This is a genomic window from Streptomyces roseolus (genome assembly GCF_014649855.1).
Taxonomy (GTDB): domain Bacteria; phylum Actinomycetota; class Actinomycetes; order Streptomycetales; family Streptomycetaceae; genus Streptomyces; species Streptomyces roseolus.
This window is the reverse complement of the sequence record NZ_BMTV01000030.1, coordinates 66,357-81,788: the sequence shown is the minus strand read 5'-3', so window position 1 is coordinate 81,788 and position 15,432 is coordinate 66,357. Positions and strand designations below refer to the sequence as shown.

The following is a 15,432-nucleotide window of genomic DNA, read 5'->3' as shown; positions in this document are numbered from 1 at the left end:
GCGGGGCGGCTCACCCTCCCGTCGTCAGACCGGTCCGGGGGGCCGTGCCGAGGTGGGTGCCGACCCGCTTGACCATGAGGGTCATCTCGTAGGCGACCTGGCCGACGTCGGAGTCCGCGTCGGCGAGGACGGCGAGGCAGCTGCCGTCGCCGGCCGCGGTGACGAAGAGGAAGGCGTCCTCCAGCTCGACGACCGTCTGGCGGACCCTGCCCGCCTCGAAGTGGCGGCCGACGCCCTTGGCGAGGCTGTGGAAGCCGGAGGCGACGGCGGCCAGGTGCTCCCCGTCCTCGCGGCTCAGGTCCTTGGACGCGCCGGTGGGCAGGCCGTCGCTGGACAGCACCAGGGCCTTGCGGATGGCGGCGACGCGCTGGACCAGCTCGTCGAGGAGCCAGTTGAGCTCGCCGTTGCCGTGGACGGTGCTGCTGGTGCCTGCTGCGGCGTTCGGTGCGGTCATCGACCGTCCCCCTCGGGTGTCGTTCCGTGTGCTGTGCTGTCGTCCGGGCCCGAGTCGTGCCGGCGGCCGCGCTGCCAGCCGCGCTGCATGGCGGCCATGCGGGCCCGCACCTCCTCGGCGTCGCGCTCGAAGTCGTCCTCGGCCCGGCCGCCCTCGGCGGGCCGGTCGTCGGCCGCGGCCGGCTGGTCCGGCTCGCGCAGCTGCGGCACGAGGCTGGCCTGCCGGACCCGGCGCGGAAGCCCGTCGAGCCCTTCCGGGGCCTCCGCGCGCGGTGCGGGCGGCGGCACCGGGGCCGTGCGCGGCTCGGTGCCCTCCGGGCGTACGGGGACGAGCGTGGGGCCGGCCGGGCGCGGCGGCACCGGGCGGTCCTCGGCGCCGCGCCGGCCGGGCGCCGGGTGGGCGCGGCCCGGCTCGTCGAGCCTGCGTCCGCGGTCGACGACGAGCGTCGGCGGGCGGCGGCGCGGCAGCGGCAGGGCGCCGTGGGCGCCCGGGGCGCCGTCCTCGCCCGCCGGTTCGCCGGTGCCGTGGCCGGAGGTCTGGTCGGGGGCCTGCTGGTGCTGCTCGACGGCCGGGACGAGCCCGCCCCGGCGGCGCTGGGGCCGGAAGAGGCCGCCGCGCTCGCTGTCGCTGTCCAGGAGGTCGGCGGAGCGGTCGAGGAGCGCCTCCAGGTCCTCGGTGTCCAGCGGCGCCTCCAGCTCGACGGGACCGTCCAGCGGGCGGGCGGGCGGCCCGCCCGCGGCTCCCGCCGGGCCCGTCTCGTCGGCGAGGTCGGGGACCCGGGCGAGAGCCGGGCGGCGCTGCGGGAGGAGTCCGTCGCCGAGCGCGCCGGCGGGCGCCCCGGAGGTCGTAGCGGATCCGCCGGAGGCCTGGTGCGGGGCGGCGTCCGCCGTGCGGGGGCCGGGGGACGTGCGGTCGAGGCGGAAGCCCGCGCCCTGGGTCTCGGGGGCGTCGGTGAGCAGCGCGGCCGGGATGAAGACGACCGCGGTGGTGCCGCCGTACGGGGAGGTCTGGAGCGAGACGCGGACGTTCTGGCGCTGGGCGAGCCGGCTGACCACGAAGAGGCCGAGGCGGTCGGTGTCGGAGAGCTCGAACTCGGGGGTCTCCGCGAGCCGCAGGTTGGCGTCGAGGAGGACCTCGGGGCTCATGCCGAGGCCGCGGTCGTGGATCTCCAGCGTGAAGCCGTTGGCGACGCGCTCGCCGAGGACCTGGACGGCGGTGTGCGGCGGCGAGAACACGGTGGCGTTCTCGAGGAGTTCGGCGATGAGGTGGGTGAGGTCGGCGACGGCGGGGCCGCCGACGCCGAGCCGGGGCAGCCGGCGGACCTCGACGCGCTCGTAGTCCTCGACCTCGGCGACGGCGGCCCGGACCACGTCCATGAGCTGCACGGGCTTGCGCCACTGGCGGGAGGGGGCCGCGCCGGAGAGGATCACCAGGCCCTCGGCGTGGCGGCGCATGCGGGTGGTGAGGTGGTCGAGGCGGAAGAGGTCCGCGAGCTCCTCGGTGTCCTCGGTGCGCCGCTCCATGGTGTCGAGCAGGGTGAGCTGGCGGTGGAGCAGGACCTGGTTGCGGCGGGCGAGGTTGACGAAGACCTCGGCGACGCCGCGGCGCATGTCGGCCTGCTTGACGGCGGCCTCGACGGCGGCGCGCTGCAGGGTGTTGAGGGCCTGGCCGACCTGGCCGACCTCGTCCTCGCCGTACCGCAGGTGGGGCACCTCGGTCTCGACGTCGACGTGCTCTCCGGCGGCGAGGCGGCGCATGACGCTCGGCAGGCGGACGCCGGAGACCTCCTGGGACTCCTTCTGGAGGCGGCGCAGGTCGCGGACGAGGGAGCGGCCGACCCGGACCGAGATGCCGACGGAGGCGAGGAGGGCGAGGAAGCCGAGGACGCCGGCGACGCCCGCCTTCAGCAGGACGCTGTACGCGGCGGGCTGGACGCGGTCCTGGTAGCGGTCGCCGGCGGCGGTGTTGGCGCGGGCGAGCTCGTCGAGGACGGGGCTGGCCTCGTCCTGCCAGTAGGCGGGGGTGACGCTTTTCGGCCGTTCTGTCGGGCCGGCCTTGATGAACGCCTCCTCGGCGGTGCGCAGGGCCGCGGTCTCGGGGCTGCGCCAGTACTGCTCGTAGCGCTGCCGCTCGGCGGCGGGGAGGAGTTCGAGGTTGACCTCGTAGTACTGCTTGCGTCCGGCGACCAGGTCGGAGACGGCGCGGATCTCCTGGGCGGTGACCCGGTCGGCGACGAGGGCGGAGAGGACGAGGGCGTCCTCGCGGGAGAGGAGTTCGCGGGCCCGGGTGACGCCGACGAGGGCGCGGCCCTGCTTGTCCATCTCCACGTTCTCCAGCGCGTGGAGGGTGACGAGGAAGCTGTAGCAGGGGTCGACCAGGCGGTTGTAGAACTCCAGCGCCTGGAGGCGTCCGATGCTGCGCTTCTCGACCGAGCGGCGCAGCGAGGTGATCTCCTCGAAGGCGGTGAGCAGGGAGTTGAGCCGCTGGGTGGTGACCGGGCGCATCTCCTCGCGGACGCCGGGGTCCTGGGCGTTGGCGCGGATGCGGGCGATCTGGCGGTCGGTGGCGAGGCGGGCGGCGCGGAGCTGCGGGAGCGCCTCGGAGCCGCGCGGGTCGGCGAGGTAGACGAGGGACTGGCGGCGTTCGAGCTGGATGACCCGGGCGGTGTCCTCGATGGGGTAGCCGACCTTCTCGACGACGTAGCCGACGTCGAGGAGCTGGTCGGCCTCGCGCCCGGTGAGGACGGTGGCGAAGACCCAGAGGCCGGTGAGGGAGACGAGCGGTACGAGGAGCAGCGCCACGATCTTCCTGCGGATGGACTTCCCGCGAAAGCGCATGGCCTCCCCCAGTACGGCCCCCGCGGCCACGGAGGTCCCTCGAACGGCGTCGCCGCGTCAACACGGCGCGTCAACCTTCGGTTTCAACAAACGGCGGCGCGAGCCTACTACTGCATCACGGCCTTCTCGAAGGTGTGTCTGGGCGATTTTCAGCCTGTCGAGTGAGTGTTGATCATGAGATGTCCTGGTATTCCAGGAGTTCGGGTGCGGCACTGTGGTGCAGGACACGTGACGGTGCGTCCTTTTCCGCCGTGGACGCAATGGCTGGAATCGTTCGTTCCGCTCGCGGGGTCAGGTGCGTCGCGAGCGACTCGGGGAAACCTTTTCCCTGTCCGGAGCGTCATGAAGCAAGGGGGAACGCCCTGTCCGAGGACGGGCCGCCGTGCGCCGGGGCCGCGGCCGTACGTAACGTGCGAAGCGGCCGGACCCGGGCAGCCACCCCTGGGAGAGTCGTGCGGTGGGGAGTGACGGAACAGATGGAAGACAGGACGCGGGCCGCCCGTCAGTTGTGGGTGGAGGACGAGCGCGGACTGCGGAGGATGCCGGATCCGGTGCGGAACGCGGCGGTGCGGGCGGTGATGATCACGTCGGTGACCCTCATCCTCGCCGTGGTCGCCTTCCTGACCACCGTGACGAGCTCCTGGCTGGCCTTTCCGATGACGATCGCGGCGGTGGTCGCGACCGTCGTGGCCACCTGGAGCGTGCTGGACATCTGGATCACCCGCCAGGTCTGGCGGCAGCGCAACGGTGTGGTCTCCGAACCGAGCAGCAGCGCGTATCCGGGGCGGCGGGAGCGGGTCCCGGAGGAGCGGGTCGCCTGAGCCCGCGGAGGAGAGGCCCGGCGCCCCGGGGGTGCCGGGCCTCCGTCCTGCCTACGGCGCCGGGGACGGGTCCTCGCTGTTCTGCCGGTCGTCACGGCGGTCGGCCTGACGCTCGCCCTGGCGGCCCTCCTGCCGGTCGTCCTGCCGGTCGTCCTGGTGGCGGCGGAACATCCGGGTGGCCTTGATCTCGCCGTGGATCGTCTCGCCCTCGCCGGCCGGCTGCGGCAGGCCCGGGCGCAGGTGCTCCTCGACGCTGATGTACTTCAGTCCCGCCCGCAGGTCCGCGTCGTTGCGCAGCCGGATCACCAGCGGGAACTCCGCGAGGGCCGTCGTGTCGAACAGGCCCGTCGTGTACAGCAGCTGGACGCCGAGAGCGTCCGACACGGCCCGCTGGAGTTCGAGCAGGTACGTGGCGTTGGCACGGCCGATCGGGTTGTCCAGGAACAGCGTGCCCGCGTGCCGGTGCTTGTCGCGGCCCCGGTCGTTGGAGCGCAGCGCCGCCATCGTGCAGTAGAGCGCGATGGCCGCGGTGAGCAGCTGGCCTCCGGAGAAGACGTCGCCCATCTGCCCGACCGGCACCCGCTCGGCGCGGAGCACCGCGTCCGGCTTGAGGATCTCGACGGCGACGCCCTTGGGTTCGAGGGCCGCCTGCACTCCGCGCAGCAGCAGCGACATGCCGTCGCGGCGCAGGTCGGAGTTCTTCTTCACGGCGGCCCGGGTCGCCTCGTCGACGACCTCGCCGAGCCGCTCGGTGAGGGTGGCCTGGTCCGGCTCCTCGAAGCGGATCCGCAGGAACTCCTGGCCCGACCACTCGCCGAGGCCCTCGGGGAGCCGGGAGAGGCGCTGGGCGGAGCGGAGGGTGGCGAGCGAGGTCTCCACCAGGCCGCGCAGCCGGTCCACGATCGACTCGCGGTTGCGCTCCAGCTGGGCCAGCTCGTCGGTGAGGACCCGCAGCCGGGGCGCGAAGGCCTCGGCCCACTTGGCGGCGTGCTCGGGCAGCGCGGAGGCGGGCAGCTCGCGGATCTGCTGGCGGGCCGGAGTGCGGACCTGCTCGTAGCGGGTGGAGTTGGCGTGCCGGACGAGGATGTCGCTCGCCTCGCGGACGGCGGCGTCGGCGGCGGACAGTTCGGCGGTGCGGGCGCGCAGCGCCCGCCGGGCCTCGCCCGCGGCGTTCCGGGCCTCCTCCAGGGAACCGGCGTACGGCTCCGGCTCCTCCTGCTCCTCCTCCGCGTGGTCGCGCAGCAGGTCCCGCAGGAGGGCGGCGGTCTCGTCGAAGCCGCCGGCGGCGTCCTCGGCGGCCCGGTGGTCGCGCAGCAGCCCGGCGTGGGCGGCGCGGGCCGCGTCCAGCGCGTCGCTGCGGGCGGCGAGTTCGGCACCCGCGGTGCGCAACAGGGCCTGGGCCTGGTCGGCGTCGGCCGGGACCAGCTCCTCCGGCAGCTCGGTGTGGGCCTCGCCGTCCTCGGGCGCGAGCCGCTCGGACTCGCCGCGGAGCCGGCCGAGCTTCTCGCTCGCCTCGGAGGCGCGGGTCTCCAGCATCTGCACCAGGGACTCGGCACGGGCCGCGGCGGCCTGCCGGGACGGGCCGTCGGCGCCGTCGGTGGACTCCAGGAGCTGCTCGGCGCGGGTGCGGACCTTGTTCGTGAGCCGGTCCAGCTCGGCGAGGGCGGCGGACTCGTCGCTCTCGGCGCGGGCCTGCTCGGCGCGCAGGTCGGCGCCGACGCCGACCTTCTCGTACAGCTGGGAGGCGGCCCGGTAGGCCTCGCGGAGGGTGGGGAGCGCGGCGCGGGGGGCGCCCGGGGCCTCCTCCGGAAGCTGCTCGGGGGCGCCGGCGATCTCGGCGCGCTCGGCGCGCAGCGCGCGGGCGGTGCGGTGGGCGTCGTCGGCGGCGCGCTGGGCGGCCCTGCGGTCCTCGTCGGCGGCACGCGCGCGTTCCAGGCAGGTCTGGGCGCGGGCCTCGGCCTCGGCGGCGTCGTCGGCGAGCTCGCGGAGCTTGGCCTGCCAGGCGGAGCGCTCGCGGAGCCGGTACGCGAGTCCGGCGAGGGCGTCGGCGACCCGGCGGGCGCGCTGGGCGGCCTCCTGCCGCTCGTCGCGGACGGCGAGGGCCTCGGCGGCGGTCTCCTCGGCCTCGGCGCGCAGGGCGCGGGCCTCGTCGAGGGCGCGGGCGGCCGTCCCGGCCGTCTCGCGGGCGGTGGCGGCGGCGGTCGCGAGCTCGGCGAGCATGCCGGGCGGGCAGTCGGCGCGCCAGGCGCCGATCCGGGCGGCGAGGGCCCGGTCGCCGGCGAGCCGGGCGGCCAGCGCCCGGATCTCCTCGTCGCGGGCGGCGGCACGCGCACGGAGCGCCTGCCGCTCCTCGTCGGCGGCGTGCTCGTCGTGCATGGCCGGGTTCGGCGGCACGAGAAAGACGCCGGTGTCGTCGCCGGAGTCCTGCGCCGGTACGGGGGCGAGGAGGGCGGCGGCGGTGCCGACGGCGACGGCGGAGCGGGGCAGCAGGGCGGCGGACCCGAGGGCCTCGCGGGCGCGCCCGTACGAGACGGGGTCGGTGATGACGACGCCGTCGACGAGTTCGGGGCGGGCGGCGAGCACGCGCGCGTGGTCGGCGGGGTCGACGGACTGGGCGAGGTAGCGCCAGCCGGGGAGCGCGGGGATGCCGTGCTCGCCGAGGAACTCGACGGTGGCGAGGACGTCCGGGCCCGGCGGCAGCAGGCCGCCGTCGCCGAGGGCGCCGAGGATGCGGGAGTCGTCGGCGGCGGCGGTGCGCAGGTCGAAGAGGCGGCGCTCGGCGGAGGAGACGGCCTCGTCGAGCAGGCGGCGCAGCTCCTCGGCGTAGCGGTCGAAGTCGGTGACGGAGAGCGGGGACCGGCCGTCGGGCCCGTCGCTGATCCCGTACGGCTCCGCGGGCCCGTCGGCCCCGTCGGCGGGGGCGGCGGCACGCCGGCCGGGCAGCGGGGAGCCGGAGGAGGGCAGGCCGAGGAGTTCGGCGAGGCGCTCCTCGGCGGCCAGGGCCTCGGCGGCACGGCGCTCGGCGTCGTAGGCGTTGCCGGCGGCCTCGGCGGCGTCGGCGGCGCGGGCGGCGGCGAGTTCGGCGCGGGACTCGGCGGCGGCCGTCTCGCGGGCCCGGTCGCTCGCGGTGCGGGCCGCCTCGCGGGCCGCGTCCCAGGCGGCGACGGTGGTCTTCTCCGCGTCGGCGGCGGCGAGCGCGGCGCGGGCCGGGTCGGCGTCGGGCGCGGAGTCGTCGAGCCAGCCGGCCCGGACGGCCTCGGCGGTCTCCTGCTCGACCTCGGCGAGCCGCTGCCGCAGGTGGCCGGCCTCGCTGCGGGCGCGCTGGGCCTCGGTGGCGGCGGCGGTGGCGTCCCGGTGGGCGGCCTCGCCGGCCTCCTGGAGGGCGGCGGACCGTTCCTCCTCCTCGGCGGCGTGCCGCTCGCCCTCCTCGGCGGCCGCGGCCAGGGCCCGTACGAGGTCGGCGGCGGCCAGGGCGCGGGCGGCGAGGGCCGGGGCGGCGTCGCGCTCGGCCTCGCGGATGGCGGCGGCCACGCGCGCGGAGCGGTCGCCCGCGGCACGGTGGCGGAGCACCGACTCGGCGGCCTGCCAGGCGGAGTGCAGGGTGCGGGCCTCGATCAGCTCGCGGCGCTGGGAGGCGGCGCCCTTCTCGGCGGCGGCGAGCGCCAGGGAGGCGTGCCGGTAGGCGAGTTCGGCGGCGATGAGGGCGCTGCGCTCGCGGGCCGTCTCGGCCTCGGCGACGGCGTGGCCGGCGGCGGTGACCCGCTCGGCCAGCTCGGCGGCGCGGGCCCGCTCGCCCGCGGCGCGGCCGGAGAGGCGGCGGGCGAGGGTACGGGTGCGGCGCTCGGCTCCGGCGTGCACCTCGCGCGCGCGGGACCGGGTTCCGGCGGCGTCGACGATGCGGCCCAGGAGGTCGACGGAGCCGGCGGTGAAGTCGCGTTCGGCGGTGAGTTCGGCGCGGCGGCCGAGCTTGTTGCCGAAGCCGCCGACGAGGTCGGCGAGGCCGTCGGTGTCCCGGGTGTCGGTGACCGCGCGGAGGAGGAGGTCGGTGAAGTCGGAGTCCTTCTTGACCGCGAAGAGGCCGGCGGCCTCGCCCTCGTCGGCGTTCATCTCGCGCTGGTAGCGGAAGAGTTCGGGGTCGAGGCCGAGCTCGCCGAGGTGCTCGTTCCAGCGGTCGTGGATCTCCTCCCACACCACGTCCAGGTGCGGGTAGGCCTTGCCGGCCTCGGTGAGGGCGTCGCGGAAGCCCTTCATGGTGCGGCGTCGGCCGGTGGCGGCGGAGGCGCCCTCGACGGCGGGACGGACCGCGTTCGCCTCGGCGACCGGCAGGTTGTCCAGGCTGAGGCCGGGGCCGGGGCGGAAGGAGTACCAGGCCTCGGCGAACTTCCGCGGGTCGTTGGAGACCTGACGGCCGCGCCACTCGCTGACCTTGCCGACGACGACGAGTTCGCCGGTGAGGGTGTGCTGCCACTCCAGCGCGACGTGGCCGCAGTCGTCGGCGAGCAGGAACTTGCGGAGCACGCCGGAGCTGGCGCCGCCGAGGGTGTTGCGGTGGCCCGGGAGCATCACCGAGAAGATCAGCTTGAGGAGGACGGACTTGCCGCCGCCGTTCTCCAGGAAGAGCACGCCCGCGGGGGCGGGGCGGCGCGGCGGGCCGACGGGCTCCTCCTCGAAGAACTCCGCCTGGGTGGGCGCCGGGTTCGGCACGGGGGCGCCGACACCGCGCAGGTCCAGGACGGTGTCGGCGTAGCGGGCGCCGGCGGGGCCGATGGAGTAGAGGCGGACCCGGGACAGCTCGTACATGGCGAGGGACTCTCGTGCTCTCGTGCTCGGGGAGTTCGGTGGGGCGGAACGCGGCGGCCCGGGGGACGCGGGCGGTGGTGGGGTTACGCGTGGAAGGGGAGGCCGGCGTCGGCGGCGAGGTCCAGGTCGTCGCCCTCGGGCGGCGGGACGAGGGTGGCGGTGCCGTCGCTGACCGGGACGATCCCGAGGTCGAGCAGTTCGGTGAGGGCGGCGGAACCGGCCATGTCGCGGACCTGCAGCTGGTAGCGGGCGGTGGTGCGGTACGAGCCGCCGTTCTCGTCGCCGGTGCGCTGGAGGAAGCCGGAGTCGGTGAGGAAGGCGACGGCCTTGGCGACGATGCCGGTGGTGGAGCCCGCGAGGCGGCGGGCGTCCTTGGTCGCGCCGGTGGTGGAACGGCGGGACCAGACGCGCCAGGCGGCCTCCAGGCCCGGGGCGTCGGAGGCGGGGTCGGTGTTCTCGCCCTCCTCCTCGGCGCGCTGTTCCAGGCGGAGGCAGGCCTGGCGGACGAAGGAGTCCACGCCGTTGACGGTGAGGCGGCCGATGTACGCGTCGTCGGCGAGGTCCTCGGGACGCGGGAAGGCCATCGCGGCGACGGCGAGGTGGGCCAGGCCGTGCAGGAAGCGGTCGGCGGAGTCGGTGTTGGCGCGGCGGGCGTAGTCGCCCATGCGGACGGCGAAGACGGAGTCCTCGCCGGCGGTGACGGCCATGCCCGCGCGCGGGGAGACCTCCAGGACGATCAGGCCGAGACCGGTCGCGACGGCGTCGGCGAGCCGCGCGAAGGCCGGGTCCTCCTGGTAGCGGCGGAGCAGTTCGGCGTACTCGGCGTCCCGGGCGGGCAGCAGCTTGGGCTGGAGCCCGAAGGAGACGAGGCGCGCGGCGTCGGCGGCGTCCGCGGGGGTGACGGCGGCGTGCGCGGGGGCCGTGGCCGGGGGCCGGGGGGGCTCCTGCTCGCTCCACGCGTCCGGGTACTCGGCGTACTCGACGTGGTTGTCGCTCACGGCTGGGGCTCCTCGGTGCGGCTCTCGTTCGGTACGGCGGTGCCGGCGGTCCCGGGCAGGGGCAGCGGCACGGGGGTGACGGCGGCGGGCGGCACGGCGGGCCCGCCCGGCGCGGGCGGCTCCCCCGCGCCGCCGAGGCGCACGGCCCGCACGCTCGGCAGCTCCCGCCGCCGGGCACCGCGGGGCGCCTCGGGCAGGGAGACGACGGCGAAGCGGGGGCGGGGGGCCGGGCCGGGGGCGGGCTCGGTGCCGGTTCCGCCGGTCGGCTCGGGCGCCGGGGCCGCCGGAGCGGCGGGGGCGGACGGCGGGTCCACGAAGGGGGGCACGAGGCGGGGGCCGGTACGGGCTTCCGGCGCGGGGCGCGCGGCGGGGGCCTCGGGCTGCTCGATGGTGGAGTCCGCCGGGGCCGTCGGGCCGGTCGGACCTGTCGGGCCTGTGGTGGGCTCGACGAGGTCGGCCGTCGAGGCCGTCGGCACCGTGGCCTGCGCGGCGGTCCCGGCGGGGGCCGTCGGGTCGGTCGCGGGCTCGACGGAGACGGCCGTCGGCACCGCGGGCCGGGAGTCGGCCGCCGGGGCCGTCGGCTGTTCGGCGGGGTGCGTCGGGGCGGGGGCCGGTCCGGCGAAGTCGGGCGTGGCCGGGGCGGGTTCCGTGGCGGGCGCGGGTGCCGGCGGCTGCTCCGGTGGGGTGGGCTTCGGGAGCCACGCGCGGGTGGCGCGGGTGAGGAGGCGGGGGCGCTTGCGGGAACGGTCGGTGTCGGAGGCGTGCGTCACGACGCCTCCGAGCGGTCGGCGGCCATGCCCGCGGCGTCGAGGAGGGCCGTGCCGACGATGAGGTCGGCGCCGCCGAAACCGGGGTCCTCGAGCGGGGTGCCGTCGTCGACGGCGAAGAGCAGGCGCTCCTCGCCCTGGCGGTAGGCGGTGCCGACCGGCGGGCTGGCCGCGTGGACGGCGAGCAGGGCGACCAGGTAGGCGAGGTCCTCGCCGCCGGTGGCGCGGGCGTCGGCGAGCAGGCCGGAGAGGCGGCGCGGGGCGTCGTGCTCCAGGTCGAGGAGGGCGAGCGCGTCGGCGAGCTGGCGCTCGCTGAAGCGGGAGTCGTCGGGGGTGGCGATCAGGTCCGGCTCGGGCATCTCCGCGCCGAGGTGCTCGCGCTCGACGGGCGGGGTGAGGAGCAGGTCCACGAGGTCGCCGAGGCGGACCGAGGCGGGGGTGCGCAGGCCGGTGCCGCGCGCGAAGAAGGCGTCCGTGACGCGGGTGGCGCGCTCGACGGGGAGCGGCAGCACGGGCGCGACCAGCTGCCCGTACAGGTCGAGACCGGTGTACCGGGTGGGCGCGGCGAAGGCCTGCCGGTCCTGCTCGGCGCGGAACAGCGGGCCCGCTTCCAGGAGCCGGGACTGGAGCTGGGTGTGGCGGCGGATGCAGTCCTTGACGATGTCGACCAGTTCCGCGGCCCGGCGCTTGTGCTCGGGTTCCTCGGCCTCGTCCCGGGCCTTGCGGATGTTGGTGAGGATCGCGTTCTCGTGGCGGTAGCGGTCGGCGACGTGGTCGAGCGCCTCGGCGATCATGTCGGGGACGCTGTTGAGCCAGTCGACCGCGCGCACGTTGCGCCGGGTGGCCTCCAGGGTCCTGCGGAGGGTCTCGGCGTACTGGACGGTGCGGTAGCGGGCCTGTTCGGCCGCGAGCTGGGCGTCGGCGAGGCGGCCCCGGCTGATGAGGACCTCCAGCTTCACCTCGGCGGCGATCTGCGCGCTGGTGACGTCGGTGTCGAGCGCGCCGACGAGCACGTTGACGGCCTCGTCGGTGGTCCGGAGGCAGACGGCGCCGCCGTACCCCGGGACCTCCTCGACGAGCTTGAAGTCGTAGTCCCGGCGGACGTACACGCCGTCGGTGCCGAAGGTGCCGTAGACGGCGCGGAAGCCGCGGTCGACGCTGCCGACGTTGATCAGGTTCTCCAGCACCCAGCGGGCCACGCGCTCGTGCTCGGCGGCGGGGCGCTCCGGGGCCTGGGCGGCGACGCGGGGCAGCAGCCGGGCGACGACCTGGTCGTGGTCGGCGCCGGTGTCGAAGTCCATGTGGAGGGTGACGAGGTCGATCGCGGCGAGGGCGATCTCGGCCATCGCGTAGACGGTGTACTCGCCCGCGAGGTTGGCCTTGCGCGCGTCGAGGTCGTGCAGCGGCGCCGTGCAGGCGAGCGCGCGCAGGCGCCGCGCGAGCCCTTCGTCGGCGGCCGGCCCCTGCGCGGGGCGCGGCCCCGCGCTGAGCTGGGGCGGAGCGAGGTCCGTCGAGGCAGGCGAAGTCACGGTGCACAGAGTAGGTCCTCGCACTGACACGGGTCGAAACGGCGCAGAAACCACCGCCCCGGTCCCGCCCCGGACGGTACCCTCCGCCCGCCGGCCGGGGGCCCAGCGCCCCGGCCGGCGGGCCGGTGCTCCGCTCCGCCGCTACGCCTCCGCCGGCTCGCCCACGGCGCGGGCGTAGGCGGCCGCGACGCGCTCGATGGAGTCGTCGAGGTAGCGGGCGAGGAGGCGTTCGGCGCCGGTTCGCTCCCCCGCTTCCAGGGCCGCCAGGATCTCCTTGTTGCGGGCGAGGTAGGGCTCGTGGAGGGCCCGCGGGTCCTCCACGACGTGGAAGGCGAGCCGGAGCTCGGCGAGGACGCCGCGCATGAGCTCGTCGGTACGGGCGCTGCCGGCGAGGGCGACGAGTTCCCGGTGGAAGTGGATGTTGGCGGTGGAGACCGCGCGCCAGTCGCCGTCCCGCGCGGCGGCCTCGCCCTCGGCGACGGCGGCGGCGAGGCCGGCCACCGGGAAGGGCGGTTCGCCGAGGCTCCGCACGACGGCGCATTCGACGAGCCGGCGGGTGCGGTAGAGGTCCTCGACGTCGTCCACGGCGAGGACGCGGACGAAGACCCCGCGGTTGAGCTCGTGGACGAGCAGCCGCTCGTGGGTGAGGAGCCGGAAGGCCTCGCGCAGGGTGTTGCGGGAGACCCCGAGGGCGCCGCCGATGCTCTCCTCGGAGAGACGGGTACCGGGCGGGAAGAAGCCCTCGGCGACGCGGGTGCGCAGGATGTCCGCGACCCGCTCCGCCGTGCTGGTGCGGCCGAGCAGGGCCCGGTCGTCCGCCAGTCCCCCGGCCGTGCCGGTGCCGCTCGCGTCCACGGTCCCCCTTCCTCACGGGGCGGTCGGCCCCGTCGTCGTGTGGCCGCCGAGTCAACCGCAGAATCGGATCCGGGACAACAGCCCCCTTGTCGAATCGTTGAACAATCCCCTACCTTGGCGCCACCGCACTCCTCCGTACGGCCCGGCACGGGGCCGCACGGCCCCGCACGGCCCTGAACAGCCCCGCACGGCCCTCTCGTACGTCTCTCAGGCACGCTCCCCCACTGCGAGGTGCAGATGAGCACGGCACAGACCCGGCAGCACTCCGAGGACGACCGGCCCGACGGCCCGCCCGGTACCCCGCTCGACGGCGGTCCCGACGGCCGGCCCGGCGCGGACGGGCCCCTCGGCTGGCTGCGCGCCCTCGGCCCGCGCGGACGACGCGCCTTCGGCGGCGCGTTCGGCGGTTACGCCCTCGATTCCTACGACTTCTTCACCCTCCCCCTGTCGATGGTGGCGATCGCCGCCTATTTCTCCCTCGACAAGGGCCAGACCGGACTGCTCACCACGGTGACCCTGGTGGTCTCGGCGGTGGGCGGCGCGCTCGCGGGCGTCCTCGCCGACCGGGTGGGCCGCGTCAAGGCGCTGATGATCACGGTGATCACGTACGCGCTCTTCACCGTGCTCTGCGGTTTCGCGCCGAACTACGAGACCCTGCTGGTCTTCCGGGCGCTCCAGGGCCTCGGCTTCGGCGGCGAGTGGGCGGTCGGGGCGATCCTGGTCGCCGAGTACGCCTCCGCCCGGCACCGGGGCCGTACGCTCGGGGCCGTGCAGTCGGCGTGGGCGGCCGGCTGGGCCCTCGCGGTGATCGTCTACACGCTGGTCTTCCAGTTCTTCGACGCGGATCTCGCCTGGCGGATCCTGTTCTGGACCGGCGCCCTTCCCGCGCTGCTCGTCCTCTGGGTCCGGCGGCACGTGGAGGACGCCCCCCGGGCGGCCGCCGCGCGCGTGGCGAGTCCGGAACGCGGCTCCCTGCGGGCGGTGTTCCGGCCGGGGCTCCTGCGCACCACGCTCTTCGCGACCCTGCTCTCCACGGGCGTGCAGGGCGGCTACTACACGCTGGCCACCTGGGTGCCGACCTTCCTCAAGACCGAACGGGGACTGACCGTCGTCGGCACCGGCGGCTACCTGACGCTGCTGATCTCCGGCGCCTTCATCGGCTACCTGACGGGGGGCCACCTGACGGACCGGCTCGGCCGCAAGCGGAACATCGCGCTCTTCGCCGTCCTGTCGGCGGCGTCGGTGCTCGCGTACACGCAGATCCCGGCGGGCGCGAACACCCTCCTCCTGGTGCTGGGTCTCCCGCTCGGCTTCTGCATGTCGGCCATCTTCAGCGGCTTCGGCTCCTTCCTCGCCGAGCTGTACCCGACGCCGGTGCGCGGCACCGGACAGGGGCTCACCTACAACACCGGCCGGGCGTTCGGCGCGGTCTTCCCGACCCTGGTCGGCTTCCTCTCGGAGAGCTGGGGGGTCGGCGGCGCGCTGGTCTTCGGCGCGGTGGGGTACTGGATCGCGGTCGTCGCACTGCTCGGCCTGCCGGAGACGCGCGGGAAGGAGCTCGGATGAACGGCGGCGACCCCAGGGGGCCTTCCGTTCCCGGTCCGCGCGAGGCACGCGCGCGTGCGCGGGCCGGGACGGCCGGCCCGACGGCCGGCTGGGCCCCCGGCCACGCCCAGGCCAACCTGATCGCGGTGCCCGCCGACTGGGCCTACGACGTCCTGCTCTTCTGCACCCGCAACCCGAAGCCCTGCCCCGTCCTGGACGTCACCGACGCCGGTTCCTGGACCACCTCCCTCGCGCCCGGCGCGGACCTGCGCACCGACGTCCCGGGCTACCGGGTGTGGGAGGACGGGCGGCTGGTGGCGGAGCCGGCGGACGCCACCCCGTACTGGCGCGACGACCTGGTCTCGTTCCTCCTCGGGTGCAGCTTCACCTTCGAGGGGGCGCTCGCGGCGGCGGGCGTGCCGCTGCGCCACGTCGAGCAGGGCCGGAACGTGTCGATGTACGTGACGGACCGGGCCTGCCGGCCGGCCGGGCGGCTGCACGGACCGATGGTGGTGTCGATGCGGCCGGTCCCGGCCCGGCTCGTACCGGTGGCGCGGCGGATCAGCGGGCTGCTGCCGGCGGTCCACGGGGCGCCGGTGCACGCGGGCGACCCGGCGGCGCTCGGCATCCGCGACCTGGACCGGCCCGACTTCGGGGACCCGGTGGCGGCGGAGCCGGGGGACGTGCCCGTCTTCTGGGCCTGCGGGGTGACACCGCAGGCGGCCGTCACGGCCTCGCGTCCGCCGTTCGCGATCACCCACGCGCCGGGGCGGATGTTCGTCACCGACGTCCGGGACGAGGAGTACCGGATCGCCCTCTGAGCACG

Annotated in this window: 10 protein-coding genes; 3 read left to right on the top strand and 7 right to left on the bottom strand. The window is 76.1% G+C overall.

The features are described from left to right. Nucleotides 1-10: 10 nt before the first annotated feature. Together IE245_RS29785 and IE245_RS29780 are read right to left on the bottom strand one after the other, a co-directional pair. Nucleotides 11-454 carry a roadblock/LC7 domain-containing protein gene (locus tag IE245_RS29785; protein WP_189953167.1) on the bottom strand — a complete coding sequence of 148 codons (444 nt, stop codon included), beginning with the start codon at nucleotides 452-454 and terminating at the stop codon, nucleotides 11-13. Continuing rightward, nucleotides 451-3,291, bottom strand: coding sequence for a sensor histidine kinase (locus IE245_RS29780; RefSeq protein ID WP_189953164.1), 2,841 nt, complete (start codon nucleotides 3,289-3,291; stop codon nucleotides 451-453). The genes IE245_RS29785 and IE245_RS29780 overlap by 4 nt, the downstream gene beginning before the upstream one ends. A 476-nt stretch (nucleotides 3,292-3,767) precedes the next feature. Between IE245_RS29780 and IE245_RS29775 the strand changes: the two genes are divergently transcribed. Then, a complete protein-coding gene (locus IE245_RS29775) occupies nucleotides 3,768-4,112 on the top strand; it encodes a hypothetical protein (RefSeq protein WP_189953163.1) in 345 nt (114 codons plus the stop codon). A 51-nt stretch (nucleotides 4,113-4,163) separates the two neighbouring features. Here IE245_RS29775 and IE245_RS29770 read toward each other — a convergent pair whose 3' ends face one another. The 5 genes from IE245_RS29770 to IE245_RS29750 form a co-directional block, all read right to left on the bottom strand. Continuing rightward, the gene (locus IE245_RS29770; protein ID WP_229851667.1) at nucleotides 4,164-8,912 is read right to left on the bottom strand and encodes a coiled-coil domain-containing protein; all 4,749 of its coding nucleotides are present in this window, start codon (nucleotides 8,910-8,912) and stop codon (nucleotides 4,164-4,166) included. 83 nt (nucleotides 8,913-8,995) lie between these two features. Further along, nucleotides 8,996-9,910 carry a hypothetical protein gene (locus IE245_RS29765; protein ID WP_189953161.1) on the bottom strand — a complete coding sequence of 305 codons (915 nt, stop codon included), beginning with the start codon at nucleotides 9,908-9,910 and terminating at the stop codon, nucleotides 8,996-8,998. Further along, the gene (locus tag IE245_RS29760; protein ID WP_189953159.1) at nucleotides 9,907-10,680 is read right to left on the bottom strand and encodes a hypothetical protein; all 774 of its coding nucleotides are present in this window, start codon (nucleotides 10,678-10,680) and stop codon (nucleotides 9,907-9,909) included. Before IE245_RS29760 ends, IE245_RS29765 begins: the two co-directional genes overlap by 4 nt. Beyond that, on the bottom strand, nucleotides 10,677-12,206 hold the full coding sequence (locus tag IE245_RS29755; protein WP_189953157.1) for a hypothetical protein: 1,530 nt from the start codon (nucleotides 12,204-12,206) through the stop codon (nucleotides 10,677-10,679). Before IE245_RS29755 ends, IE245_RS29760 begins: the two co-directional genes overlap by 4 nt. Before the next feature lie 141 nt (nucleotides 12,207-12,347). Then, nucleotides 12,348-13,061 carry a GntR family transcriptional regulator gene (locus IE245_RS29750; protein WP_189953154.1) on the bottom strand — a complete coding sequence of 238 codons (714 nt, stop codon included), beginning with the start codon at nucleotides 13,059-13,061 and terminating at the stop codon, nucleotides 12,348-12,350. 237 nt (nucleotides 13,062-13,298) lie between these two features. Here IE245_RS29750 and IE245_RS29745 point away from each other — a divergent pair, with 237 nt between their 5' ends. Together IE245_RS29745 and IE245_RS29740 are read left to right on the top strand one after the other, a co-directional pair. Further along, entirely contained in the window at nucleotides 13,299-14,627 is a 1,329-nt protein-coding gene (locus tag IE245_RS29745; protein ID WP_189953153.1) for an MFS transporter, read from the top strand. Continuing rightward, a complete protein-coding gene (locus IE245_RS29740) occupies nucleotides 14,624-15,427 on the top strand; it encodes a putative hydro-lyase (RefSeq protein ID WP_189953151.1) in 804 nt (267 codons plus the stop codon). The genes IE245_RS29745 and IE245_RS29740 overlap by 4 nt, the downstream gene beginning before the upstream one ends. Nucleotides 15,428-15,432 lie beyond the last annotated feature (5 nt).

Bases quoted from the DNA above. Each gene is read 5' to 3' on its own strand.
- IE245_RS29770 (WP_229851667.1), bottom strand. From the start codon at position 8,912: ATGTACGAGCTGTCCCGGGTCCGCCTCTACTCCATCGGCCCCGCCGGC.
- IE245_RS29785 (WP_189953167.1), bottom strand. From the start codon at position 454: ATGACCGCACCGAACGCCGCAGCAGGCACCAGCAGCACCGTCCACGGC.
- IE245_RS29740 (WP_189953151.1), top strand. From the start codon at position 14,624: ATGAACGGCGGCGACCCCAGGGGGCCTTCCGTTCCCGGTCCGCGCGAG.
- IE245_RS29745 (WP_189953153.1), top strand. From the start codon at position 13,299: ATGAGCACGGCACAGACCCGGCAGCACTCCGAGGACGACCGGCCCGAC.
- IE245_RS29780 (WP_189953164.1), bottom strand. From the start codon at position 3,291: ATGCGCTTTCGCGGGAAGTCCATCCGCAGGAAGATCGTGGCGCTGCTC.
- IE245_RS29775 (WP_189953163.1), top strand. From the start codon at position 3,768: ATGGAAGACAGGACGCGGGCCGCCCGTCAGTTGTGGGTGGAGGACGAG.